Source organism: bacterium (assembly GCA_030649025.1).
GTDB lineage: Bacteria > Patescibacteriota > Minisyncoccia > JAUYLV01 > JAUYLV01 > JAUSGO01.
Genome location: JAUSGO010000034.1, coordinates 21,299 through 46,930, shown reverse-complemented (window position 1 = coordinate 46,930; position 25,632 = coordinate 21,299). Strand labels below are relative to the sequence as shown.

Annotated in this window: 21 protein-coding genes and 1 rRNA gene; 4 read left to right on the top strand and 18 right to left on the bottom strand. The window is 48.5% G+C overall.

Annotation, left to right across the window (positions count from 1 at the left end):
- Nucleotides 1-441: ribosomal RNA gene (locus Q7S09_05395) — 16S ribosomal RNA — on the bottom strand; the annotation flags it as partial.
- A gap of 499 nt (nt 442-940) precedes the next feature.
- Between Q7S09_05395 and thrS the strand changes: the two genes are divergently transcribed.
- Entirely contained in the window at nt 941-2,743 is a 1,803-nt protein-coding gene (gene thrS, locus Q7S09_05390) for a threonine--tRNA ligase (GenBank protein ID MDO8558582.1), read from the top strand.
- A gap of 5 nt (nt 2,744-2,748) precedes the next feature.
- Nucleotides 2,749-4,167, top strand: coding sequence for a phospholipid carrier-dependent glycosyltransferase (locus Q7S09_05385; GenBank protein ID MDO8558581.1), 1,419 nt, complete (start codon nt 2,749-2,751; stop codon nt 4,165-4,167).
- 61 nt (nt 4,168-4,228) lie between these two features.
- Here Q7S09_05385 and Q7S09_05380 read toward each other — a convergent pair whose 3' ends face one another.
- On the bottom strand, nt 4,229-4,843 hold the full coding sequence (locus Q7S09_05380; protein MDO8558580.1) for a hypothetical protein: 615 nt from the start codon (nt 4,841-4,843) through the stop codon (nt 4,229-4,231).
- A gap of 73 nt (nt 4,844-4,916) precedes the next feature.
- On the opposite strand from Q7S09_05380, the gene miaA reads away from it, so the two are divergent.
- On the top strand, nt 4,917-5,849 hold the full coding sequence (gene miaA / locus Q7S09_05375; GenBank protein ID MDO8558579.1) for a tRNA (adenosine(37)-N6)-dimethylallyltransferase MiaA: 933 nt from the start codon (nt 4,917-4,919) through the stop codon (nt 5,847-5,849).
- A 28-nt stretch (nt 5,850-5,877) separates the two neighbouring features.
- On the opposite strand, the gene Q7S09_05370 is transcribed toward miaA, so the two are convergent.
- From Q7S09_05370 to Q7S09_05310, 13 genes are all read right to left on the bottom strand, one after another.
- On the bottom strand, nt 5,878-6,000 hold the full coding sequence (locus Q7S09_05370; protein MDO8558578.1) for a hypothetical protein: 123 nt from the start codon (nt 5,998-6,000) through the stop codon (nt 5,878-5,880).
- Nucleotides 6,001-6,154: 154 nt separating this feature from the next.
- Nucleotides 6,155-7,699 (bottom strand): Asp-tRNA(Asn)/Glu-tRNA(Gln) amidotransferase subunit GatB, encoded by a 1,545-nt coding sequence (gene gatB, locus Q7S09_05365; protein MDO8558577.1) that lies wholly within the window; start codon nt 7,697-7,699, stop codon nt 6,155-6,157.
- 64 nt (nt 7,700-7,763) lie between these two features.
- On the bottom strand, nt 7,764-9,392 hold the full coding sequence (locus Q7S09_05360) for an FAD-dependent thymidylate synthase (protein ID MDO8558576.1): 1,629 nt from the start codon (nt 9,390-9,392) through the stop codon (nt 7,764-7,766).
- 11 nt (nt 9,393-9,403) lie between these two features.
- Nucleotides 9,404-10,003 (bottom strand): hypothetical protein, encoded by a 600-nt coding sequence (locus Q7S09_05355; GenBank protein ID MDO8558575.1) that lies wholly within the window; start codon nt 10,001-10,003, stop codon nt 9,404-9,406.
- An 87-nt stretch (nt 10,004-10,090) separates the two neighbouring features.
- Entirely contained in the window at nt 10,091-10,672 is a 582-nt protein-coding gene (locus Q7S09_05350) for a hypothetical protein (protein ID MDO8558574.1), read from the bottom strand.
- Between the two features lie 54 nt (nt 10,673-10,726).
- Nucleotides 10,727-11,866 (bottom strand): glycosyltransferase, encoded by a 1,140-nt coding sequence (locus Q7S09_05345; protein ID MDO8558573.1) that lies wholly within the window; start codon nt 11,864-11,866, stop codon nt 10,727-10,729.
- A 97-nt stretch (nt 11,867-11,963) separates the two neighbouring features.
- Nucleotides 11,964-13,358 (bottom strand): sugar transferase, encoded by a 1,395-nt coding sequence (locus Q7S09_05340; protein MDO8558572.1) that lies wholly within the window; start codon nt 13,356-13,358, stop codon nt 11,964-11,966.
- A gap of 566 nt (nt 13,359-13,924) precedes the next feature.
- Complete coding sequence (locus tag Q7S09_05335) at nt 13,925-15,325, bottom strand: hypothetical protein (protein MDO8558571.1); 1,401 nt, start codon at nt 15,323-15,325, stop codon at nt 13,925-13,927.
- A 91-nt stretch (nt 15,326-15,416) separates the two neighbouring features.
- On the bottom strand, nt 15,417-16,076 hold the full coding sequence (locus Q7S09_05330) for a hypothetical protein (GenBank protein ID MDO8558570.1): 660 nt from the start codon (nt 16,074-16,076) through the stop codon (nt 15,417-15,419).
- Between the two features lie 77 nt (nt 16,077-16,153).
- On the bottom strand, nt 16,154-16,789 hold the full coding sequence (locus tag Q7S09_05325) for a hypothetical protein (protein MDO8558569.1): 636 nt from the start codon (nt 16,787-16,789) through the stop codon (nt 16,154-16,156).
- Nucleotides 16,790-16,859: 70 nt separating this feature from the next.
- The gene (locus Q7S09_05320) at nt 16,860-17,447 is read right to left on the bottom strand and encodes an AAA family ATPase (protein ID MDO8558568.1); all 588 of its coding nucleotides are present in this window, start codon (nt 17,445-17,447) and stop codon (nt 16,860-16,862) included.
- A gap of 143 nt (nt 17,448-17,590) precedes the next feature.
- Nucleotides 17,591-18,334 carry a hypothetical protein gene (locus Q7S09_05315; protein ID MDO8558567.1) on the bottom strand — a complete coding sequence of 248 codons (744 nt, stop codon included), beginning with the start codon at nt 18,332-18,334 and terminating at the stop codon, nt 17,591-17,593.
- A 144-nt stretch (nt 18,335-18,478) separates the two neighbouring features.
- Nucleotides 18,479-18,748, bottom strand: a complete 270-nt coding sequence (locus tag Q7S09_05310) for a hypothetical protein (GenBank protein ID MDO8558566.1) — start codon at nt 18,746-18,748, stop codon at nt 18,479-18,481.
- Nucleotides 18,749-19,021: 273 nt separating this feature from the next.
- On the opposite strand from Q7S09_05310, the gene Q7S09_05305 reads away from it, so the two are divergent.
- Nucleotides 19,022-19,570 (top strand): hypothetical protein, encoded by a 549-nt coding sequence (locus Q7S09_05305; protein MDO8558565.1) that lies wholly within the window; start codon nt 19,022-19,024, stop codon nt 19,568-19,570.
- A 41-nt stretch (nt 19,571-19,611) separates the two neighbouring features.
- Here Q7S09_05305 and gyrB read toward each other — a convergent pair whose 3' ends face one another.
- The 3 genes from gyrB to pheS form a co-directional block, all read right to left on the bottom strand.
- On the bottom strand, nt 19,612-21,843 hold the full coding sequence (gyrB, locus tag Q7S09_05300) for a DNA topoisomerase (ATP-hydrolyzing) subunit B (protein ID MDO8558564.1): 2,232 nt from the start codon (nt 21,841-21,843) through the stop codon (nt 19,612-19,614).
- Nucleotides 21,844-21,858: 15 nt separating this feature from the next.
- Nucleotides 21,859-23,925, bottom strand: coding sequence for a phenylalanine--tRNA ligase subunit beta (gene pheT / locus Q7S09_05295; GenBank protein MDO8558563.1), 2,067 nt, complete (start codon nt 23,923-23,925; stop codon nt 21,859-21,861).
- Between the two features lie 542 nt (nt 23,926-24,467).
- On the bottom strand, nt 24,468-25,556 hold the full coding sequence (gene pheS, locus Q7S09_05290) for a phenylalanine--tRNA ligase subunit alpha (protein ID MDO8558562.1): 1,089 nt from the start codon (nt 25,554-25,556) through the stop codon (nt 24,468-24,470).
- Between the last annotated feature and the right edge of the window lie 76 nt (nt 25,557-25,632).

Sequence of the window (25,632 nt, the reverse complement as noted above, 5' to 3'; positions counted from 1 at the left end):
GACTGCAGCCTCCCGTAGGAGTACGACCCGTATCTCAGTGTCGTCGTTGGGGGCCGTGCTCTCACACCCCCTACCCGTCATAGCCTTGGTGAGCCGTTACCTCACCAACTAGCTGATAGGACATAGGCCTCTCCCGAAGCGCATTGCTGCTTTACCCAGACTAAATTTTTGAAGACAAACATCTTGCTATAATCTTGAGAAAAAATGATCTGTTGTTCTCAATAAGTTCTTATGCAGCTTTTCTTCAAAAATTTAGCCGGGGACTATGGGGTATTAGCCAACCTTTCGGCTGGTTATCTCCCTCTTCGGGGTGAGTACCAATGTGTTACTAACTCGTTCGCCGCTCATGCAGCAACCTTGCGGTCGCTACATCCGCGCGACTTGCATGCCTTAACCACGCCGCCAGCGTTCATCCTGAGCCAGGATCAAACTCTCTGTTAAGACCCTTCGACAAGCTCAGGGCAAGCCCCGGCAAAATCGAAGGGAGAATTTTTGATTCTGTAATATTCAGGGCAACGAAAAGATTTCGTTGCATACTTATGAATGCTCGCTCATTCGATTGTTAAGGTTCTTTCCTGATCATTCCCAGCCATCTTACAAGTAAAAATCCGCTTAAGGCGGATCTGCCTTGCGCGCTCTCTCTCAACAGCGATGTTAATTGCCGTCTTTCATATATTTTCAACCTCAACACCCAGTATAGTCTAACCGGAGAGCCTGTCAAGCTCCCGAGTAATATCTATGAAATATCCGTTATGTTAGCCATTTTTTCATACTTTGCCCTACTTTGGTTTTTTTGCTACAATGCACGATTATGCCCCGCACTTAACAAACTCCCTGTGCTAGGCATATCGCGATAAATTATATTAAATCACACGAACAAGCGTACCGAAGGCTAAAAGAGCGATGCTCTTTTAGCATAAAAGCTTGTTAAGTTCGGGGTATGCCCGAAGATAAACTTCACAACATCCGCCATTCGTTCGCGCATGTACTTGCCGTGGCAGTATTGAAATTCTTTCCCGAAGCGAAGCTTGGCGTCGGCCCCGTCATCGAGAACGGGTGTTATTACGATTTTTTCCTCAATAGAGCGCTTACGCCGGACGACCTCAAAAACATAGAACGAGAAATGAAAAAGATCATTGGCCGCAGCCTCTCCTTTGAACGACAGGAGATGAAATCGACCGAGGCAAAAAAGTTTTTCGAGAAACAGAAGCAGCTCTTCAAAATAGAACTTGTCCGGGATATTGAACGCTACGGCACAACGGCCCTTGAAGACATTCAGCGCATCACCCACGAGGACCGTCTAACAAAGGAGACTACGGTATCGCTCTATAAGACGGGGGGATTCATTGATCTGTGCCGCGGCGGACATGTTGAAAACACCAAGGAACTCAATCCGGATGCATTCAAGGTAGACAAGACCTCCGGAGCATACTGGCGGGGAAGTGTTGAGCGTGAGCAGATGCAGCGCATTTACATACTTGCATTTGAAAAGAAAGAAGAGTTGGGCGCGTTCCTCGCGCAGCGTATCGAGGCAGAAAAGCGCGACCACAAAAAGCTGGGGCCACAGCTCGATCTTTTTGTTTTCTCGGACCTGGTTGGCGCGGGACTTCCTCTTTTTACCCCGAAGGGCACGCTTATTCGGGAAAAACTTGAAGAGTTCGTGCAATCACTGCAAGAACCTCTGGGATACCAGCGTGTGCGCATTCCTCATATAACAAAAAGGGATTTATATGTCACCTCCGGCCACTGGGAGAAATTCAAAGATGAACTTTTTAAGATTACGACCCGGGAGAAACACGAATTTGCCATGAAGCCGATGAATTGCCCGCACCACACCCAAATTTACGCCGCAAAAAAGCGCAGCTACCGAGAACTTCCCATCCGTTATTCTGAAGTTACGTCCGTATATAGAGACGAGCAGAGCGGAGAACTTGCCGGCCTCTCGCGCGTCCGGGTCATTACGCAAGACGACGCGCATGTATTTTGCCGCATAAGCCAGGTGGAGAAGGAAGCTTTCAAGATCTGGGATATCATCGATAAATTTTATAAACCCTTCAAAATGCCGCTGACCGTGCGTTTCTCGCGGCATGATCCGGCGCACATGGAAAAATATCTGGGAACACAAGAAATATGGAAAAGGGCGGAAGACCAGCTTTTGACGCTTATCAAGAAGCGTAGAATCAAATATGTCGACGGCCTCGGAGAAGCCGCCATGTACGGGCCGAAGATAGATTTTATCGCGAAAGATTCTCTCGGCCGAGAATGGCAGCTTGCCACCATCCAGCTTGATTTTAACTTGCCTGAACGATTTGATTTAACCTGTATCAATGAGAAAGGGGAAAGCGAGCGGATCGTTATGATTCACCGCGCTATCTTAGGTTCTCTCGAGCGCTTCATGGCAATCCTTATAGAACATTACGCAGGCGCGTTCCCCTTGTGGCTTGCCCCTGTTCAGGTCGCTATACTTCCCATCGGTAAGGGGCACAAAGCCTACGCAAAACAAATCGAAAAAACGCTTGATCACGAGAACATCCGAACATTATTGCGCGAAGATGACGAGACCATCGGCAAGAAAATCCGCGAATCCGAAATACAAAAAATCCCCTATTTGCTCATAGTTGGCGACAAAGAAAGATCCAAAAAAACCGTGGCCGTGCGTGTGCGTGGTAGGGGCGACATCGGTGCAGAGAAACTAGAGAAGTTTTTGAAGAAAATAAAAGAAGAAATCAATAGGAAAAAATAAAAAACATGAACTTTTTTCAGAAAAAATGGTTGCAAATAAGCATCATTCTTATTCTCGGGTTCGCAACCCGGTTTTTGTGGATTTCACATCCCAATAACGTCGTGTGGGATGAACAGCACTTCTGCAACTTCACTAAAGGATATTTGGAAGGAAAATATTTTTTTGACATCCATCCGCCGTTGGGAAAGTTCTTTCTGCTTGCAGGACTTAAGACACAAGGAGCCTCAACCGAAAAACTTGATTGCGCCATCGGCAATGAATACCCCAAGGAGTATCCGTATGTCGCCTCGCGCGTTCCAACGGCTATCGCCGGATCCCTGCTCCCTGCGGTCGTTTATCTTTTCGGAAATGCGCTGAATCTTACTCCTGCAACGAGTTTTTTTGCCGCTTCTTTTATTCTCCTCGACAACGCCATTTTCGCTGAATCGCGTTTTGGGCTTATTGATATTTTTGTACCGTTCTTCGGTTTTTTGGCACTTTTGTGTTTCGCCCACCATCGAAAGAAGGAACCGTATGGCAAGATGTGGTGGTTGTGGCTTTTCGGAAGCGCCATTGCCGGTTCTCTGGCAGTCGCAACTAAATGGACTGGCGGGGGCGCGCTTCTGGTGATCGGCTTTATAATGTTCACGGAAATCGCCGAGAGAAGATTGCTGAAGTTGTTTTTTATCCGCCTTTTGTCGCTCTGTGTCGTAACCGCCGGAGTATATATGGCCTTCTTTGCCCTGCATTTCAAGCTTCTGCCTTCTTCGGGGACGGGAGACGCTTTCATGTCCGAGCGGTTCCGCGCCTCACTGCAAGGCACTGTGGAAGAAAAAGACGGGAAACTCCTTCCGCCTTCTTTCCTTCAAAAAACCCTTGAACTCAACAAAAAAATGTTCAATGTGAATGCCGCACAGAAGCTCACTCATCAGGATTCCTCAAGATTTTACGAGTGGCCGATCGGAAGAAAGCAGATCTATTTCTGGGTTGATAAAACGGATAATTTAAAACGCCTTTACCTGCGCGCAAATCCCATCGTGTGGCTTTTCGGCACCATTACGATGTTCGGCAGTATTCTCTACCTGATATTCCGCAGGAAAGCGCTACAGATGCTCATTGCAAAAAGTAATGAGTGGAGGGCTCGCATTTACTCGCTTGAATTCTTGCTGCTCATCTACTTCATCAATTGGCTGCCCTTTGCGGCCATCACGCGCGCCATGTTCCTTTACCACTATTTCTCGTCGCTCATTGCCTCGGTTCTGATTGGCGCATTTATTGTTTTTAATTTGGTGCCTGCGCTCGAAGCTTCTGGAGAAGATGGGGAAAAAATCCTGGATGCTTCGGATGGAAATCGATATCTATACTGGATCCTTCTTGCCATAGCTGGGGCCGCATTCATTCTTTTCTCTCCTCTTTCCTACGGCTTCCGGCCATTTTTCTCATAGGAAGTTTGTCAGAAAATACGGATGGTAAAACAAAAAAGCCCACTTGTGATACGGTGAGCTTTTATAAATAGGACCAAATGCTTTTTATCGCCGAAAGAACAATCGGCCAAAATCCATAGGCCGCAAAGGCCATCTTGCCGGTATTTCCCAAAAGAATCGCAACAAGACCAAAACGAAGACGCGTCAGCCGGACAAGCGTGAGAGCGGCAAATATAACGCCCGGAATGACGCAGCAGATGGCAATAAAGCCGAGAAGCACAACATTCGCGAAAAATCCAAGTACGGCGTATTTCCGGATCCGCATAACCGCGCGATACATCCAGTGGCGAACGTACTGTTCCGGCTCGAAAAGATCAAGAAAAAACTTCCAGACATCCCGGAATGAATCGGTGAGTCCGGCCGCCCGAACTTCTTCTCTCCCCGACTTTATTTTTTCGGTAATTTCTTTGCGCTTCTGATCAATTTTCCTGCCAATGAGCCAGTTCCAGATCAGACATTCAACGTTCCCCGCTATACAGCCGTAAAGAAATGCTTGGAACTGGGTATGGCCGAGAACCAGTAGGGCACCGATTCCCGCCTCAGCGTTGACAATGCACCATACTATGGGGAATTGCCATGCCGCAAAGATAAAAGCCGCCAAAAGTAAAACCCAGTATCGCTGGAGAAATGCGCGCATGGCACACCGACCTTTCGTAGCCTAGCTGGATTGTCAAAGAAGCACGTAACAGCATACCATCAAAAGAAAGGATATGCAACATCGCCTCATCGTCATTATAGGCCCAACTGCTTCTGGAAAGACGGCTCTTGCTATACGACTTGCCAAGAAATTTAATGGCGAGATAATTTCTGCGGACTCCCGGCAGGTGTATACTGGTCTCGACATAGGAACAGGAAAAGCCCCAAGAGATAAATCAAAAGTCAAAAATCAAAACGAAACATATATTTCAGATGGGATAGCGCACCATCTCATTGATGTGTCTTCGCCCAAACGGCAGTTTACGGTTGTGCAATACCAGAGGCTTGCGCAAAAAGCTGTCTCTGACATCCTGCGGAAAAACAAAGTTCCTATCGTCTGCGGAGGGACGGGACAATACATTGATGCCCTAGTATATGGCCTCGCCTTCCCGAAGGTAAAACCCAATAGAAAGCTTCGAGAAAAACTTGAAAGAAAACCAATAAAAGAGCTTTTTTACATGCTTAAAAAACTTGACCCTAGACGATCAAAGACCATAGACCCCCATAATTCTCGTCGGCTCATTCGAGCACTGGAGATCGTACTTACCACGAAAAGACCCGTACCAACGCTTGCAAAGAAAGAACCGCGATACGAAGCGCTTTGGCTCGGATTGAATCCGGTCAAAAAAATACTTCATCACAATATTCACAAACGCCTTCTTGCCCGCATGAAACAAGGCATGGTCTCGGAAGTAAAAAAATTAAAAAAACAAGGCGTCTCATCGCGACGCCTTGAATCACTCGGCCTTGAATACCGCTACATTAACCGGCGTCTTGAGGGTCATCTTAAAAAACAACAAATGATCGGGCAACTTGAACGTGAAATCAGAAATTACGCCAAGCGCCAAATGACATGGTTTGGGAGAAATCGCGATATTCATTGGATATCAGTCGCGAAAGAAGCGTGGCATCTGGTAAAAAGGTTTTTAAATCGAAAAAAAACATAAAAGCCCCTTTCCGGGCTTTTATGTTTTTCTATATCTGGCGTCCCTCGTTTTCTCTGCCCTGCGAGGCCTTTTCGATGGGCCTTACATCATCCACTTCCCCTATATCTATTGCATCTGGTTGCTCGAATTTCTTGATTCCTTTGCATTCCATGCATGCATACGCGGGAACACCCGGGTGATTAGGGCATGTTTCATTTGACGATTCTGGTCCCTTTGACATAAGAAAAAAGTTAATGATATTCTCTACATATTTAGTATAGCATGCTTGCTATATAAATGTCAAGAATTCATGTTTATAAATAATTTTAGGAAGATAATTTCTTCCTCAGCAGTTCTTGTGCCACTTTCGGATTCGCCTTGCCCTTCGTTTCTTTCATTACCTGCCCCACAAAAAACTGAAGAGCGTTTTGTTTCCCTTTTTTGAAATCTTCCACAACAAGAGGATTATCCTCAATGAGCTTGGCGACTACCACTTCTAGCTCCCCCGTATCGCTTATCTGCGCAAGATTCTTGTCGCGTATAATCTCGTCCGGATCCGCCCCCGTCTGTAGCATCTGGGTCAAAACCGTCCGCGCGCTTGCGGAGGAAAGAACTCCTTTTTCAATACGCAGCACGAACTCCGCAAAATTCTCCGCGGATATTTTTAAATCGGCAAAATCCGTTCCTGCTTCCGTAAGCGCCCGCGGAAGATCATTGATAAGATAATTCGCCGCCAGTTTATGAAGTCCTATAAGATGTGTAAGATCATCTCCCGTTTCCTGGCGCGAGGCATCAAGCGACGAGAATTCTCCCCTATCATGTTCTGACGCCAACTCGCTTGCAACTCCCTCAAAATAATCGCCTATGGGTTTTTGGACTGTAAAAATCTCAATCTGGTCTGGGGCAAGCCCGTATTCGCGCAAAAACCGCTCTCGGCGTGAAGCCGGCAACTCGGGAAGCTCTGATCGTAACGCATCTATAAAAATTGCCTCTTCGTCTGCCCCTGCGGCATGCTCGTTCTGGAAAATGGACAATGGCGGAATGTCCGGTTCGGGGAAATACCGATAATCATGGGCTTCTTCCTTGGAGCGCTGGGAATAGGTAACTCCCTTCCCATCATCCCATCCTCGGGTTTCCTGTACTACCTTTTCTCCATTTTCCAGCGCTTCGATATGGCGCTTACATTCATATTCGATTGCCCGCTCTACCGCTTTGAAAGAATTGAGGTTTTTCACCTCTACTTTCTTCCCGAATTCATCGGTCTTACTTACGCTGATGTTCGCCTCGCACCGCATGTGTCCTTTTTCCATGTCGGCATCCGAAACTCCCAGATACCGCAACATAAGCTGAAGTTCCTCGCAAAATTTCTTTACATCTGTGGCGCTATGCAGATCGGGCTCCGTTACCAGCTCCATAAGGGGTACGCCCGCGCGGTTGAAATCAAGCAAAGTGGCATCTTTGGAGTGAATAGATTTTCCGGTGTCTTCTTCCAAATGAATACGGTTTATCCGTACAATAGCCGGGCTCCCCGGGACGGCCAGTTTCCCATTCCTGCAAAACGGCTCCTCATACTGCGTGATCTGGTACCCCTTGGGCAGGTCTGGATAAAAATAGTTCTTGCGGTCAAAATGCGAATGTTCCGCAATGTCGCACGCAAGTGCCATCCCGACCTTGATAACCGCTTCAATGGCTTTTCTGTTCGGCACCGGAAGCGTGCCGGGATGCCCCATACAAATGGGGCAGACGTTTATATTGGGCCTTGATACATCCGGGTCGTTCAGGCAGGAGCAGAACATCTTGGTTTTTGTCTTCAGCTCCGCATGCACCTCCACACCGACTGTGAGCTTATATTTTTTGGACACGTCTTCCATATTCCTAGATTAACATGGCCGGAAACAATAAAAAAGAGGCGGGAAATTCCCGCCTCATAATTTATCATATTTTCTCATCCTCTAACTTTCGCTCTCTGACACGCTGGCGCGCTTCCGAATCAGCACGAGACCAGTAATAGTTGCTGTGATCAACAAACTGCATTGCCTCTCCGCGCCAAGAAGAGCGGGCGGCGACAAGCTTGTGCATTTCTTGCGCTATTTTACGGTAGTTCGGATGGCCCTGCGGCGTTGAGCGTAGTTCTGCAAGATGCATGAGCGCCCGGTCATTAAGCCCCATGGTCCAGCGGACAAAATTGCCATGGAGCACGGCATACTGCGCAAGCAAAGGGTTTTCTTTATGGATACGTTCGAATAGATCGCCGGCTTTCTGGACGCACTCGAGAATATCCGCCAAGAATCCGGCTTCTTTGATCTCTGGGGCAATAAAAAACCCAAGTCGCGTGGTAAAAAGCTGTCGTTGCTGGGTGTTCATGCGATGACGCATGAGGTCCTTGTAAACTCCCCAATCGGTAAGCATATCGAACGTATACGGATAGCCGTGCTCCAAAGCTCTCCCTGGGCGGTCTCGTCGGCTCTTTCGCGCACCGATGTAGGTATGAATAATGCCGAATCTTGCTTCGTCAGACATTGCCGATACTTTCTCAATGAGCTCTCCGAATGAGAGTGCCGCATACGGGAAAAGCATTGCCGCGACAGTTTGAATGTCGTGGCTCGCGGGGTCAGACGACATAGGGAGAAGCTTTACCTCCTCGTGCATAATATTGCCCTTGTCGTAGTCTATACCAAGTTCTCTGGCAAGCGCGAACATCTCACGACGCACCGAAACAACGTATTCATTGCGGCTTGCGCGCTTCACATAGGCCGGAATTACCTCGGAAGCCGCTTCAAAAAGCTGGCGCGCGACTTCGTGCGTCTCCGGAAGATCCGTGGAAAAAAGATGGGTCAAAAGATGCTGGAAAGCACGTCCGTTCCCGAAAAGTCCGACGTTGGTAAGCGTTGAGAGCGGCAGAAGATGCCGCAGGGTATCGCAGGCTTTCGTGCGAACATCCGTGTTATACGTTACCGCAAAAGCTTTTCTTTCTTTTTCATCGGTAAGTTCGGATAGCTTCTCTTTCTTGCCGTCCCCGTTGATATCATACTCGGCCTCTTCAAGAGGTTTGAGTTTCTGAAAAAAAATCTTCATCGGCTCGACAAGCCTTGCGTACGTTTCGAAGATAGCATCCATTGTTGCAAGATACTCCGCGCCGAAAGAAGATTCGGTAAGCTCCGGCCCCCGCCAGTAGAGCCACTTGCCCTCTTCGTCCTTTTGGTCATAAAAGACGTATCTGGTCGATTGCTCTATCGGAGATATGTTGATGCGCCTGTCCTCGTATTCTTTTGTGACAAGCATCGAATGGCGCTCGATGGAGGCATGCGCTCCCTCCAGCTCTCCGACCGAATCGTCTCCATAGGCAATGAGAACGCGCGCAATGAGCTCTTCTGCATGTTTCGGGTCAATAACCCCTTCTTTTATGAATTCTTTCAGCAATGTTTCTCGGAGCGTCCCTTTGGCGCGCGAGTAACGGGCGAACACCGCTCCCACAATGCCCTGGAGGTTTTTGATGACAAAAACGTCATTCTCCGTTGAGGTAACGTATTGCGCAAGTAATGTTTTTTCTTCCGGAGTGAACATGATAAATCTCCTTAAGACAGCAGTGGCTGCGTGATATTCCAGATCTGCTCATGGATGGCTTCGCGAGACTCGTTGGCGTCTACCACATGCCATCCGAATTCTTTGGCAAGTTCGGTGTGCACAAGCCGCACGCGCTCGGTAAGATCATCATCCATTTCATGTGCATGGCCCTGTTCTTTTGCGTCGGCAAATCGCTTGCCGTCAAAAAGAAACGAGACGTCTTCGCGAAGCAGATGGCAGTTCACGCGGGTAAGGAAAGCCCGGTCAACGCCCGCGCCAACCCCCCAGGCAATGCCCGTGCAGGTATAATCTTCCGCAACAACCGTAATGCCTCGAGCAAGATATTCTTGAGACAAAATCGGCTCAAACTGCGTGCGGTTGAGGGCAAACAGCATTTGCGCCTCGCGTGGCGTAAGGCCGTAGGGGTTCTTTTTCCGTAAATATTCGTTTAAAAGCGGACCCGAAGGCTCAAGATCGTAGCACGGATACTTCAGGTACATTGCCCGTCCGCCTTCGCGCAAAATACGCTCCACGAGCAGAGTAGCCTGGGTGGATTTCCCCAGGTTGTTGATGCCGTGGAATACGATGAATGTTCCTCGAGAAGAGTCCATAGGTTGTCCTTTCTTTGTCAAACAACAATATCTTCTTTGGGAAGATATTGTAACAAAGAAATTTAGAAGGTGCTTGTGGATAAAACTTTATGACCCGCCCTTCATGGCTTTGTCAAAAAGAATACCAAATAGCGCGAGCGCCCCGGCAAATAACGCGCCGTAAAAAAGATTGCGGACCAGTGGAATCTGCCGATCGACCAGTACTAAGGGGGAAGATGCGAGGGATAACGAATCCGAACCCTGGAAAGATGCGAGTTGCTGTTTCAAAACCCTCTCAAGGGATACGGAAAGCTTTTCTGCATTTTCTTCTATGGCGGCATGGTATCGAATTTCAAAGAATGGCGTATCCACCCCTCGTACCGAAAAGGCTCGTTCATAGCTACGAAGGGTTTTAAATGACGCATTCATACCCGCATCACGATATACCGCATATACACCGCCGGGGCTTGTAAGCCAGGAAGAGAGCGCCTTCGCGCTTTCATTTGCCGTTTGCAGTGCGTAGTATCCTTCGTAGTCATAGGCATTTTGTGCGGCATAACGTTTATTTTGAACCAAAAAAGACCGCGACGCTTCCGTATAAGGTTCCTGGAAAAGGCTCATAAGCCCTCCTCCGGCAAGGCCAACAAGGAGAGATGCAATGATGAGAAGTTTTTGTTTATTTGTTGGCATAACTTGAAAATCCCAATGTCAAAATCCAAATATCAAAACCAATCTACCGATGGATTATTTGAACTTTGGATTTTGGATTTGATTTGATATTTGAGCTTTGAAATTTGGATTTAGTGTATTCGCGATAACTTCCTGCATCTTCTGTTTAAACATCTCCTTCGAAAATTTCTGCGCATGCTCGCGAATGACGTCGGAGTCGAACTGTGTCTTTGAGAACTGTTCCACGGCTTTTGAAAGAGTGCCGGGTCGTTCATGGTCAAAAAATATTCCCGTTTTCCCTTCAACGATATTCTCAAGCGCCCCTCCGCCACGATACGCAATAACGGGGCAACCAACAGCCATCGCCTCAACTGCTGTTATCCCGAAATCCTCCTCCTGCGGAAAAATGAGAGCTCTGGCTCCTGTATAGAGACTTCGGAGATCTTGGTCGCTGACGTGACCCGCGAATGTTATGGTTTTTCCGGAGATATTCTTTAATCTTTTCAGCTCCGGACCCTCGCCCGCAACGACCAGGGGCAATTGGAGCTCATTGAACGCCCGTATTGCCAGATCAAACCGCTTATAGGCTACAAGCCGCCCAGCGGCAAGAAAATAATCCTGCACCTTCCTTTTCTCTGCCGAAAAAAACTCGATGTCCACCGGCGGATGTATGACTTGAGCATCCACTCTATAGTACTTGCGGATCCGCTCTTTGACAAAGGATGAGTTTGCAATAAAAGCATCTACGCGCAGTGCGGCTTCCTTATCCCATATGCGCAAGTAGTTCAAGAAAAACGGAATGAGATGGCGCAAAAATAGCGGTGCGCCGAATTCTTTCACATAGCGGTGGGAATCGTCCCACGCGTAGCGGATAGGCGTGTGGCAATAGGAAATATGAACCGTATGAGGCTTGGTTACGATGCCTTTGGCGTAGCTTGCCGAATCGGAGATGACAAGATCATATTTGGCAAGATCGAACTGCTCGGCCGCAAGCGGCATAAGCCATGCGTAATTCCGATGGCGCGTTTTGGCATACGGCATGCGTTGCAGAAAAGAAGTGTGGATGCGCCGATCCTTAAAGAGGCCTCTTGTTGATCTCTCGTCATAGATCAGCGTATATATCGGCGCATATGGAAAAAGCTCGCAGAGCGCCTGCAAAACCCGCTCGGCTCCTCCAAGTTCCGTAAGATAATCATGAACAAGCGCCACTCGCATATGCGTAGCGTAGCGCAAATTGGTTTAAAAGACAAAGAAAAAGCCCTATCTTGCGATAAAGGTCGGTCGTTTTTTATGGTTCTTCTTTCCTCACGCACTAAGCTGCTGATTTATCGGTAAAGAGCACAATGATGGTTTTCAATAATATGTATATGTCCAGACGCAAAGACCAGTTTTCTACATAATACGTATCGAGTTTCACTTCTTCCTCAAAGGCGAGGTCCGAGCTACCCGAAATCTGCGCAAGGCCCGTCATGCCGGGCTTTATCGCAAGAACTTTTTTATGGTGTTTCTGGTATTTCGCAACCTCTTCCGGCTCATGAGGTCTCGGACCCACAAGCGACATTTCGCCGCGCAGTACGTTAAAAAGCTGTGGAAATTCGTCGATGCGGGTCTTGCGCAGCCATCGTCCGACTCTGGTTATGCGCGGATCATTTTTCATTTTAAACAGGGGGCCATCTTGTCTTTCGTTGTATGCCAGAAGTTCTTTTTTCATCTCGTGCGCACCGATGATCATCGAGCGGAATTTATAAAGATCGAAGGTCCTGCCCTGGCTGACGCGCTTGAGCCTTACGAACACAGAGCCAGGTGTGTCACCTTTGACAATAACGGCAACAATAAGAAAAATCGGGGAAAGTATGACAAGGCCCAGTATGGAACCCCCGATATCCAGCACGCGCTTCACCACTTTCCCCCAGCCCTCAAGCGCAGTACGTCTCAACTCCACGATAGGCACTCCGGTGAACGTATCCACTACAACATTCGTGGTGAGCGTTTGGAAAAGATTTGGGATAAAACGAAATCCGATATGCTTGTCCTCACAAAAATCAATAAGCTCCAAAACTTGTTCTTTCTCAAAGTTCGGATCGGCCAACAATACCTCATCGATACTATTGCCGTTTTGTTGCATTGCGTCTCGAACTTCATCCATGTGCAGTGTATGTAGATGTTTTACTACCGTATAGCCCAAGTCCGGGTGGCTGTTGAGTTTGTTTGCGATTGTGTGGGAAACTTGGTCTCCTCCAATAATAATCATGCGATGAACGCCGTATCCATGAACTTTTGCAAGATGCGCCTGCAACATTCGCATGAGCATGCGTGAGACGGTAACAGATAGGATTGCGAAAAAGAGTCCGGCAAGAATAATAAACCGGGAATTAAAAAGTTCCCCCGTAAGGAAGATGTAGAGAATGATACCAAGCACTCCCAGAGCACTTCCGGTGACAATCTGGAAAAATTCCTCGATCCGCGCCCGATTTGTCTTCATGCGATAAAGTCCCGCAAGCGCAAAAGCCGCAAGCCACCATAATGCAACGATAGCTGCGATAAAAAAATATCTCGAGAACGGCAAATCAAATGTAAAAAGAGCCGGCCGCCACGCTTTAATGGGACCCGAGAGACGCAAAAAATATGCCGCAACAGCGGCAGAAAGCAGCATGAGATAATCGAGCGGCACAAGAATGACGCTGAAGACGAGTTCGGAACGTTTCATAGATTAAGGCTTCTTGCAGTATATCTAAAATGTTTATTCTTGACAAGTGATAAGTAAGTGTGTAAAGTAATACATGAGAGACCGAGAGGATCGCTGATTTGCACGCTCGTGCAAGTTGGAGGAAAGTCCGAACACTCACCCGCCAAAATTTTGCGAAAGCAAAACTTAGGCGGGTAAACAGGTAGCGGGTAACGCCCGCCGGTCTATTGCGGCTTGCCGCGGTAGCTAGAGGTGCGAACAGAGACGAGTCTTTGCGGAAACGCAAAGGGTGAAACGTGCGCTGTTTTGGAGACAAGACAGCCTGCTAAATCCTTACCCGGGTGCAAGGTCGTACCGATCAGTGCTACGCATTGGTCGGGGTGCCGCTTGATCCGGTTTCACAAGAAGCCGGACAGATAGATGATCCTCATTCCCGCCACGGCGGGATTACAGAATTCGGCTTACGTGCCTGACGCGTTAAGGTCGGGGTTCTCTCTCAACATCGTCAAAAACTCACGGCAACACCGTGAGTTTTTGATATGAAAAAACCGCCTTCCTTTGGCGGTCTTATGGTCGGTGGTGGGTTTTTAGCCAACGGCCATTTTGAGATAATTTCCTTCCGCGACATCCGTCAGTCCGAATCCAAGGCGAGCAGCTTCTTCAAGAAGCGTCTGGCGCGCTTCCTCGTATTCATTGGCGTACATGGATAGTTCCGTAAACTTGCCAAGTTCTTCCACCGTATCAACGCACAAGAACATGTTTCCATACGCGCTGATAGACGGGTCGATCTCGCGTTCATACATGGTACGCGGTTTTTTGGTGATGGTCGCAAGCCTGGTGTAAAGATTCATCAGATCCCGCGCTTGGCGCTCATCGATAGGGATATTGAGATGCGGACGGCGGGTTACGATGTTCTCCACTCCAACGCCTTTGTAGGCGAAGGAATATTGGCTTCCGACCTTCCGGATGCGGATGATCTCGCTGGGCTTGATCGTGGGATGGACTCCATCCAAAAATACGCAGTACGTATCTACCTGTTCGCTTTCTTCCTTGAGCACCCAACCCCGCTCGGCTACACCCTCCGGCCAAGGGTGGCCCTTAAGCTTTATCTGCACTTGAAGTTTGCCGTTGATCTCCGCTTCTTTACGCATAAGGGAAAGGGAATAAGGAACCGTATGCCGTAGGTTTATGCCCAGACGCCCGTTCAACGTCTCAAGCAGTGCCAGCGTCATCTGCGCATTTGTTTCTTCTTCGGATGTGGTTCCCGTATCGAGCCGGAATATCGGCAATTCCGGCATGCGCCGCGACACCTCTTCCAGAGTTGATTCTGCCGCTTCGCAAAACCGAGAGAGTGAATCCTGATTCATGATGGAACCCGCCCGGTCGATGGAAACGCCTTTCTTCTCGCGCGCCAATGCCGTATCAATATCCGTATAAAGATAGAAGATCGCGTCAATGGCCTGCACCCATGCACCGGAAAGCACATAGTCCCACACGCGGTCCCGATGCTCGCGGGTGATCTCTCCGGCTCTGGCATAAAATTCCGACCAAATAAGATGGTCGATGATGCTCCGGTCCTGTATCGCCACATGAAATTCTCGGCTTCGAGAAAGATCGAGGAGATTTTGCATGACGTACGTCAAATACCGCGCAAGCACCAAATCCGTCTCCTGTTTTTTCATGGCGCGAATGGCCCGGTCTTCCGCTCCCTCGGGAGTTACCACCACGCGCATGCCACTCCCCATCACCGCGCGCAGCGAGGAGCTTAGATGCTGGGTCTGCGTAGTTTTGCCGGACTTTGGAACAACGGAAGTGACCTCCACGATAACGGTCTTCGGCGCCGGCTCGCTTCGCCTTGCCGGAATGTCAATGGTCTCAAAGATCCTCGGCCCCAGGACTCTGGCCCGTTCCTCAAAATCCACTTGAGAAAGCTTATGGATAGCTTGCATGTCTTGCACCTCGCTTTTATATGTGAAATTAAAGAACATTGTTGCCCCTATGGTATGCGGGACATTGCCTCTTGTCAACCGTACTGCGGACTCTTTGGCAAATGAAAAAAGAGCTGTGCTGATACAGCTCTTATCGTCCCCACTCGGGCTTGAACGCTTCCGGATTGGAAATTTGCTGGAGTATCGTATACGGGCGCATGAACGTGTAGGGATCCTCCCGACGATAGTATTTCTTTACTTTCGGCGTCTCGTCGCACAATACTACTTCCGACCAATGATTCGGGTAGGCATAAAGAGGATAGCCTGTCACGCGGCTTTGAATGACCACGCAACGCAACAAAACCCCCGCCTCTCTTGCAAGATGTGCCCTATGGATACCGTCTTGCAAGATTGGTATCTGCAGAACAAGATTTTCCGGAGAAGAACGTTCGCCTTCGCCCGCAACGATCTTTACCCGCTCCTCCTGTATCTCCACGAATGGCGGGGCCATACCTACAAGCCGTTCCCCGTCCTTTCCTGCAACCCGCAAATGCAGCACTTGGGAAAGCTGTAAGGTGTCAATGCCATGCTCTTGCAAAAAATGCGCTCGTATCTGCCGCTGCGTCTCGAGGTTTTTCTTTAACACATAGAGCGACGCGGGATTGAGTTCGTCGGGAGAAAAATCGCAAAGACGCATAGTGGCATCTCGGTATATAAATATTTTCTCCGTTCCTGCGGCCTCCAGCGGCGCGTTCCTTAAACGTTCGAATGCTTCTTCTATGGGCATAGTGCCCATCAGGGTAATATTCATTGGTCCATCTCCTCTCTAGATGTCAAAAAACAAGATTCGATTTTGATGAAACTATTTTACCCGGGATGCCTACGCCGTCAATGCATAACAGGCGCGTCTTCTTTCGCCTTTGTAAATGCGCCGAAAAGTTGCTGTATTTCATGCCAGCCCCTGACAACATGTACATCGTTAGGTACGGGAATGCGTTCATGAACGCCGAGCGGATCAAAAAGGATCGGTACTATGGACGTATCCAAAAACTCAAGCACGTCAAGACCGTCGTCTATAAAAAAATCCGGCTTTACCTGGTTCAAATATTCTATTTTGGCCTGGCGGGTCCGGAAAATGGAGATACTGGATTTTGGAAGACGGTCCAGAATCTTCTGCTCCCCGAGCCATTGCCATACTTTTTCTTCCGCTGCTGCCACTTTCTGTACGCTCGCCACTATCAGATTTTCGAAAAACAAGAAATCAAGATCTAAAAAATCCGGCATAAGTCGCGATTTCATCCGACGTACGTCATATACCTCCTTTTTAATGCGTTCTTTAAATTCTTCAGGAACGTATTCGTGAAGAATATTGGAATTCGTCTGCCACGGCTCAAGCCGGCAGCCGAATTCGCTGCATACTTTAAGAAAATTCTCGGTATGATCAATGACTACGCCATCAAGATCCGTTCCGATTCGGAACGGCTGTTTTTTTCTCCTTACAACATCTGGAAGAGAAAGCGACATTCCTCTTAGCCTAGCAGAAAAGTCTATTTATGCAAAGAAAAAGCGCCCCTGGACAAGGCGCCTCGTATATTTACAGCTGGTTGGAGAGTATGAGATCTGCCATATTGTGTATGTTTTTTTCAAATTGCTCGAGAGTTCCGGAATTGAATAGGATGAAATTGGCCATCTCGATACATTTGCCTACCTGCTGGCCAAGCTCCCCCTGTCCAACGCCCAAATCCCTTGCGTCGCGCTCCAAAAATTCCTCATAGGTTTTGGGGTCGCTGGGGCGGGCACGAGCGATAAGCCGCCTGCCGCGCTCTTCTTGCGGGGCAACAACGGCAACAAGCCGAAAATTTGGATGAGCGCGAAGAAACGCGACTTCTGCAGGATTCCGGATGCTGTCGATGGCAACACGATGAAGATTTTCGGTGAACGCCATACCGGCAGTAAGTTTCGCAAGAATCTCTCCGCCAAAATCCCGGCGCAGGCTGTCTCCCACATCCTGGAGCATCTCGCGGGTCACCTCGCAAAGCCCCCGCGCCCTTGCCACCTCCCGAACGCGATCGGAGAGCGAGAAGGATTTGAAGCCGAACTCGCCGCATAAGATCCGCAGCGCCTCTCCTTTTCCGGCCGCAAGCTGTCCCGTAAATCCGATGCATTGTTGCTGAAAGTGCATGACCTTAACCTCCTAGCTGACTTTCATTTTATCGAAATATTTCAGTTTCCCGGGTGACTTTTTATTCTTCGGAAACAAGGCAGTTGCCCGCGTTTCGTAAAGACATTTACGAAACCCCCCGTGAGGCGCTCTACCGGAACGCCTCACCCCCTTTTTTCCGAATTCAATGCGCGTTCTTCCAAAAAATTCAACGCAATTCCGGTGATATGCTGCGTCATCTCGATCTCGGTAAGCTTTGTGGTATCGACAAGCACGAGTTGCGGATATGCGGGAGATAGACGTTCATAGAGAACACGATACTGCTCACTGGCGACCTTGATGGCTGCAGGATTCGTGCTCTCTCCTGCTTTGCTCGAAAGCTCAAAACGAGTCTCCCGCTCAAAAGCGACCTGCGGGTCGCACACAAGAAAGAACGCCGCATCCACCTTCTTCGTAAATGCATTGAGTAGGAAAAAATTCTGTATGATGGACTTTTCTTCCTCGGTAAGCAAGCCTTTGGCTTTCCAGTATTCCATCCACCGCAAAGGATCAAAAACCCCGCGCTCGAAAATGACCAGATCATACAGATGCCCCCAGGAAAAATCTATGAACATCTGCAGTGAGTAAATCCCCGTTCGGAGATTGTACTCCGGCGTATCCCGCGGAATATGGCGTATCACCGCGGGTCCCTCTTGAGGTGCCAATACGCGGAAACCTTCGCGCTTGAAGAACTTATCAAGTTCCCGTATGACCGTACTTTTCCCGCTGGAAGTCCCCCCATCGATCTCAATAAAAAATGGGCTGGGAATGATTTCCATGTTGTGACGAAGGTCTGGCTTTAAGTAGCTCCGCAACAACTGGGCCCTGCGCTCGAATTCGGTAAAAACTTGCTTTTTTCCACTTTCCATGGCAAAACCTCCTTCGTAATTTTATTTTTTAAATGAACTCGAGCTCAATGTAGCAAGAGTATGTTTTATATTCAAAAGGACTTATCCACAGATAAAAATACCGGCTAAAAAGCCGGATAACTTATCATTGATGAAAGAATTCTGCTAAAAAAAATTCCCAATAAGAATAATAATACCGCGCGAGATCACAATAAGCGCAAGCGCAATTACCGTCCACGTGAGTGCCTGCTTGCCCTTTTTCACGCGCTCCTCATTTCCTGCGGAGCGCAAAAGCATGTGCGCGGAAAACATGAGCGAGATGACCGCTCCGACGACGCCAAACACCAGCGCCCACTGGGAGAGAGCATCAAAGATATTATAGATATCCTGTATCTGAAGACCGGCGATGTTTTGAATGAGTGTTTCGTCGGACACAAAAAAGCCGGCAAGCAACATCCTTGTCTTGGGACAAGGATGTCTCCTGCTGAGTCAAAAATTCATGACTTGACATTTTTTTATATACATGAGAGAATAAAAAAGATCAGTATTTTCTACAAAATAGCTTCAATCTGGACATTCGGAAGGCCATATTAGGATAGCATGTGCTGTACGTTTACATAAGTGAAAAGATGGAAAAAGTTCGGCAATCGCTGCATTTTTTCCATCTTTTCACAATAGATGGCTGAATTCAGCTGCAGGGAGGCAACAATGCATGGGCAATGGCTTAAGATTTTTCTTTTCGTGCTTTCGTTCTCCGCTTTCGTGGGGACAGCGAACTCAAAGAACACCACAAAGGAGATGATGTTTACGGAGGGGGGTAGGTACGTCGTTGTCTACTGCGAGGGCGGACAATACGAAGCGAAGTATGTGCGAATCTCGCTTACGCGGCTCCGTGAGTACGCCCACCTTATCCAAGAGGAGCTTCGTGCGGGAAAAAAAGAAACCGGACCTGAAAGGACATATGTGGAGATTAGGGTCGTAGACCCCAAGGACTTTGCGATGCGCCTGCATTCACTGGATCCAACAAAAGAGGCGGGAAAGATTGGCCTTCTCATTTTGAACGATGTGGTGTATCTGAAGAGTTTTTTGAAGGCCGACGATTCGGGATTCAAAAGTTCGCTTCTCGGGTATCTTAGCGTCAGCTACTTCCGGCTCAACGGGAGGTTTCCTTCTCCGGAGGAAACGAACCGTCTTGTTCGCAAAGTAGACGGGACGGTTGCAAACACCGTCTCGGTAAAAGAACTGTCGCTACATTAAATCGCGACGTTTACTCGGTTGCCGTAAGGCAACCGAGTTTTTTAGACGTCCAAATTCTTCACTTTCGTCGCGTGCGTACTAATAAAGCGCTTGCGTGGCGCTACGTCATCGCCCATTAACGTTTCAAAAACCTCATCGGCTTTTTTGGCGTCTTCGAAAGCGACTTGATGCATGATGCGGTTTTGAGGATTCATGGTCGTCTCCCATAATTGTTCGGGATTCATTTCCCCCAAACCTTTATAACGCTGAATGGCGGGACCTCCCGTTTTTACAGCTTCCTCCCCATCCTTCGCCAAAACTTCCCCGGATACAGCAGCGCCCTCTCCCAGCTCGATCTCTCCGGTGATCTTCCCCTGTTTTTTTATGGTTAAAATGTCTCCCTTTGTTTTTTTCTTTTCTTCTTTAACGGCCTTTAAGGATTTTACCGCCTCGTCCTTCTCTCGATCCGAGAACGCGTAGGAAACCTGCTTGCCCGACTGAATGCGATAGAGGGGGGGTTCGGCAATATAGAGATATCCCGCTTCTATAATGGGCCGGAAATATCGCCAAAAGAGCGTCAGAAGCAGTGTTCGGATATGCGCGCCGTCAATATCGGCATCGGTCATGAGAATAATGCGATGATAACGCAACTTGGTGAGGTCAAACTCCTCTGCTACGGCCGTGCCCATGGCAATGACCAGGTTCCGTATCTGCTCCGATGTCAGCATCCGGTCAAGCCGCGCGCGCTCCACATTCAGAATTTTCCCGCGCAACGGCAATATCGCCTGAAACCTCCGGTCGCGCGCCTGCTTTGCCGAACCTCCGGCCGAATCCCCTTCCACGATATAAAGTTCCGACTCTTCGGGATCTCGTGACTGGCAATCGGCGAGCTTTCCCGGAAGCGCAAGCCCCTCCATGATGCCTTTCCGGAGCACGGTATCTCGCGCGGCTTTTGCCGCTTTGCGCGCTTTTTGGGAGATGACGCACTGTTCAATAATGGCGCGGGCATCCTGCGGATGTTGTTCAAGATATGTGGTGATAGCGTCTGCCACAACCGCATCAACCGCGGTGCGCGCTTCGGGATTTCCCAATTTCGATTTTGTTTGCCCCTCAAACTGCGGTTCGCGCAATTTCACCGAGATGATGACGGTAAGCCCTTCATGCACATCTTCACCGGTCAGATTGTCATCCTGTTCTTTGACAAAACCTTGTTTGCGCGCGTAGTCATTCAGCGTCCGGGTAAGCGCCGTGCGGAACCCTGTGACATGCATGCCGCCCTCCGGCGTATGGATGTTGTTGGCAAACCCATATTCGTACCCGAGAAGCGACTGCGTGTAGCGGAATGCGACTTCCACATGAATGTCCTCGCTGTCCTTTTCCACGTAAAAAATATTCTGATGCCGCGATATCTCGTGTCTCGTCAGATATTTCACATATGACACCACGCCTCCTTCGAAATAGAAACTATGCTGTGTACCGAACACATTCTCGCCCAGCACCCCCGAGACCTTTGCGTCCTTTGGCCTTCCTTCGCGCTCGTCGTATACCGAGATATGCACCCCGCGGGTTAAATACGCTTGTTCGCGAAGGTGGTCAATAATGGTCTTCCAGTCAAAGTCTCCCGCGTCCGGGAAAACCGAACGGTCCGCCTCAAAGGTCATGGTGGTTCCATTTTTTTTGCACGGTCCCTTGCGCTCCACTTTCGTGGTTGGCTTGCCGCGAGAAAATTCCTGAGCCCACAAAGCGCCGTCTCGACACACTTCCGCCTTTAAATGGGTTGAAAGTGCGTTCACCACCGAGGCACCAACGCCATGAAGGCCTCCAGAAACTTTGTAGGCAGAGCCTCCGAATTTTCCTCCCGCATGCAAAGTGGTAAGCACCGTCTCCAGTGTGGATTTTTTCGTCTGTGGATGTTTTTCAACAGGAATGCCGCGTCCATCATCGGAAATCCGCGCTCGATTGCCTGCAAGAAGCGTTATCTCGATATGTTTGGCAAACCCCGCCATCGCCTCGTCCAACCCGTTATCTACAATTTCCCACAAGAGATGGTGAAGCCCCGCAGGACCCGTTGAACCAATATACATGCCTGGACGCTTGCGCACCGGCTCCAGCCCCTCAAGCACAAAAATATCTTTGGCGCCATAACTCCCGGACCCCTTGGTGACAAGTTGTTCCGAGTGTTTTTCCAACGTCCTCGGCGTCAAAGCTTTGACAGGTTTTGGAGATGCCTTCAATTTTTGAGCAATTTTTGCGACTTGCTTCTTTTTTGTTTTCTTTTTTACATTCTTTGACATAGTATAAACTATTTTTTATTCCCGAATTTCCCAGTCTTCTTTCTTCAATCCCTCTACGATTCTCTTCATTATTTCATTCACCTCCAAATCTTTCAGCGTCCGCTCTGCGGACTGAAATATCAAATGAAATGCTAAACTTTCTTTGTCATCCCCAACCCCCTCCCCTTCGTAGATATCAAAAAGGTCCACATCAAAAAGCAAATCCTCTCCTTCGCGTTCAATAACATTCTGCACTTCTTCAACCCTCACGCCTTTGGGCACCAGCACCGCGATATCACGCGTAATGGCGGGATATTTTGGAATATCGGCAAATTCCCGTTCCTGCACTGACGCAAATTCAAGCGACGCAAGATCCACGTGCGCCCGCACCACCATGCCCTCAATACCATAGACGTCTTTTGGTTGTTTTGTAACCATGCCTATGCTTCCAATGGGTGCGCCATTTATGTGCAGCTCCGCAAGACCTTCCGGCTCCAACAGCAGTCGCATGGCTTCTTTGCGTTCCGAAGACATTTCTGCAAATACCATATCGCCCAGTCCATGTGAGGCAAAAAACATATCCAGCACTCCCTTCAATTCATACCAGGCCTCGTGCAAAGTAATCTCTTTTTTCAAATAAAACATGATGCCGAGCCCCATATGTTCCTTCATTGTGCCCCCCACTTCCATGAAATGCTTTCCGATCTCGAATATCCGCACCGCATCCCGTTTTTTTGCATTGGCGGCAACGGCTTCAAGGAGACTCGGCATCAGGGTCGGACGCAAATACCTTGCGTCCTCGGACATGGGATTTTGTAGTTCCAAAAGACGCAGGCCGGATTTTCTAAAAAGAGCGCTAACTTGCTCACCAATTAACGTATACCCTATGTGTTCCGAGTATCCCATGCTACAAAGGATTTTTCTTGAAAGTTCGGAAAGGGCATACATGGGGTCCTGGCTCCCTGGCGCAAGATGTGCCTCTGCGCTTTTGGCTTGAATCTTGTCCCATCCATAAAGCCGTCCTATCTCTTCATAAAGATCTTCTGATGTAGCAAGGTCCAGACGCTCTGCTGGTACAACAACCAACAACTTACGACCAACGACTGACAACCGGCAACCCAGCATAATAAGCATCTTTTTCATTTCCGAATCTTTCAAGCTCGTTCCGAGAATCGCGTTACATGCCGTGGAATCAAAGAGAACCCGCACAACGGGCCATTTCTTGGGGTACGCATCAACGGCACCGTCATACATAACGCCACCGGCAAGCTGTTGGATGAGTGAAGAAAGACGCTCCATTGCGCGCTCGGCAAGAACAGGATGCAACCCCCCCGTAAATTGCCTGGAGGAATCCGTGCGAATGCCAAGTTTTTCGGAAGTTCTGCGGATAAGCACCGAGTCGAAATTCGCCGCTTCGAGTATTAAGTTCTTTGTTTTGCTCGTGATGCCTGCCTTCTTTCCACCTTTGATGCCTGCCAGCGCCAACGCTTTCTCATTATCTGCAATAAGCAGTTCGCTTCCATCCAGAACGAATATCTGGTCATCGAGCGTGGTGAATTTTTCCCCTTTTTTCGCTTTCCGCACGACAATTCCTTTTTTTTCCGTTTGTTTCTTGTTGCTTCCTATCTGGCTCGCATCGAAAGCATGGAGCGGCTGACCGTACTCCAGCATGACAAAGTTGGTCGCATCCACCACATTGTTAACAGGCCTCATTCCTGTAGCCAGCAGTTTTTCTTGCATCCATTTCGGTGACGGGCCTACTTTAATACCCTCCACATACCGCCCGATATATCTCGGGCAACCCTCAACGTCTTCTATCCGTACCGAGAGAGCGTCTGCGTTTTTGATTTTGCCTTCTTTGAAACGTGCGTCGGGCAATCGTAATTTTTTTCCGGTAAACGCGGCAATTTCTCGTGCAATGCCGATGTGGCTATTTAGGTCGTGCGCCCTATTGGGTAGGATGTCCATGCTCAATACAAAGTCTCCTCCCATTCGCTCAACCTTCTCAACTTCCGCAACGTGGAACGTCAAAAGCTCCGCCAGTTTTTCGGGCTTTGGCAGTGTCGTCACATATTCTTTTAGCCAGTTATATGAGAGTTTCATATTTCTAATAGTCAAAACTTCTCCAATCCATCTCTATTGCACAATCATCGGACGTACAAAGACGCAATGGTTTATAACAAATATTTCTATAGGACTTACTCAGTGCCTTGCAAAGAAAATCAGATTTACAGATAAAGTTATTGCTCCCACAAAAAGAACTTCTTATGAAACGAGGAATAAACGGATAACGTAAGGCGTGGGTTTCTGAATAGACAGTGTATGTACTGAAAAGGGACGGAATGATGACCGCAAGGGCCAGAGCCCCAGCTATTAATAACATAAATTTCATCGTCCGGGATGACACGTTCATAATCAGAACTTGTTAGACTGCGGCTGGCTGGGGTCCCATCGAAGATGGGCAGACGACGCACTCCATTTTATACTCTCTCTCGCTTATGTATCGCGACACCGTGACCCTATATCCAGCGGGTATCTAATTTTTCGGAACTCAAGGGAGGGATCGATTCTTTAACTTTGGGAGGGTTGAGAAGTGCGCCTCCCTTGGTGAAGAAAAATTAGATACCCACTGGATAGCATTTCACCTAAAACTGCTCAATAAATCTTAGATCTCCGCCAAAAAACAGTCGGATATCGGGAATACGATGCTTGAGCATCGCGAGCCGCTCCACACCGAACGAGAATGCTATCCCCTGCCACTCCCCCGGAATATATCCTGCGGCACGGAATACATTCTGATGCACCATACCGGCCCCTGCTATCTCCAGCCACCCCGTGGTGCAAAGCGTGCACTTCTTGCCGCCGCATCGCACACACGTCATATCTATTTCAAACCCCGGCTCGACGAATGGAAAATATGCCGGGCGCAAGCGCACGCGAATATCTTTTTTGAAGAACGCTTTAAGAAATTGTTCAATGATGGCCTTGAAGTTCGCAACAGAAAGCTTTTTATCAACGTAAAGAATTTCCATTTGGTGAAATTGCGTCTCGTGCGTCGCATCGGTTGCATCCCTACGAAAAGCCCGCCCTTCGTAATAGATGCGGAACGGCGGCTGGTTCTTCTCCATGTACCGAACTTGTATCCCCGAAATATGCGTCCGCATCAATAACCTTTCTTTATTATTTGTTTTTTGTTTTTTGGTATCGGCTGTCTGCTTCAGCCAAAACGTATCCTGCATTTCTCGCGCCGGATGATCTTCGGGAATATTAAGCGCGTCAAAATTATACCATTCGCTCTCTATTTCAGGTCCTAAGACAGCGGCGAACCCCATACGCACAAAAATGTCCCTGATATCTTTGAGGGTGTTGGAAAGAATATGGGCGTGCCCAAGCTCAATTCGTTTTCCCGGCCGGGTCACGTCCAGGCCTTTATTAAAGCTCCGACCTGCACGTAGTCCCACGCCTTTCGGAGCTTTAATAAAGGAGAATTTGCGTCCTAGTTCTTTCTCCAGCTTCAAAACCCGCGCCTCCAGGGCTCCGCGCAGGGCATTCCCCGCCATTCCGGCCTCCTTTCGTTTTGCCAAAGGCAGCTCTGCAACACTCCGTAAAAACAACGGAATTCTTCCTTTTCTTCCAAGATATGCAATACGAAATGCTTCAAGACCGTGAAGATCTTTTACCTTTTTTAACTCTACAGTAGCGTCGTTTTCTAACTTTTTTATCTCCTCGGACATAGGAAAAGTGTAGCAAAAATAGGGTTAAAATTCAAGCAAAAATCGCCCTCGTAAATAGAGCGATTTTTGGCTTAAA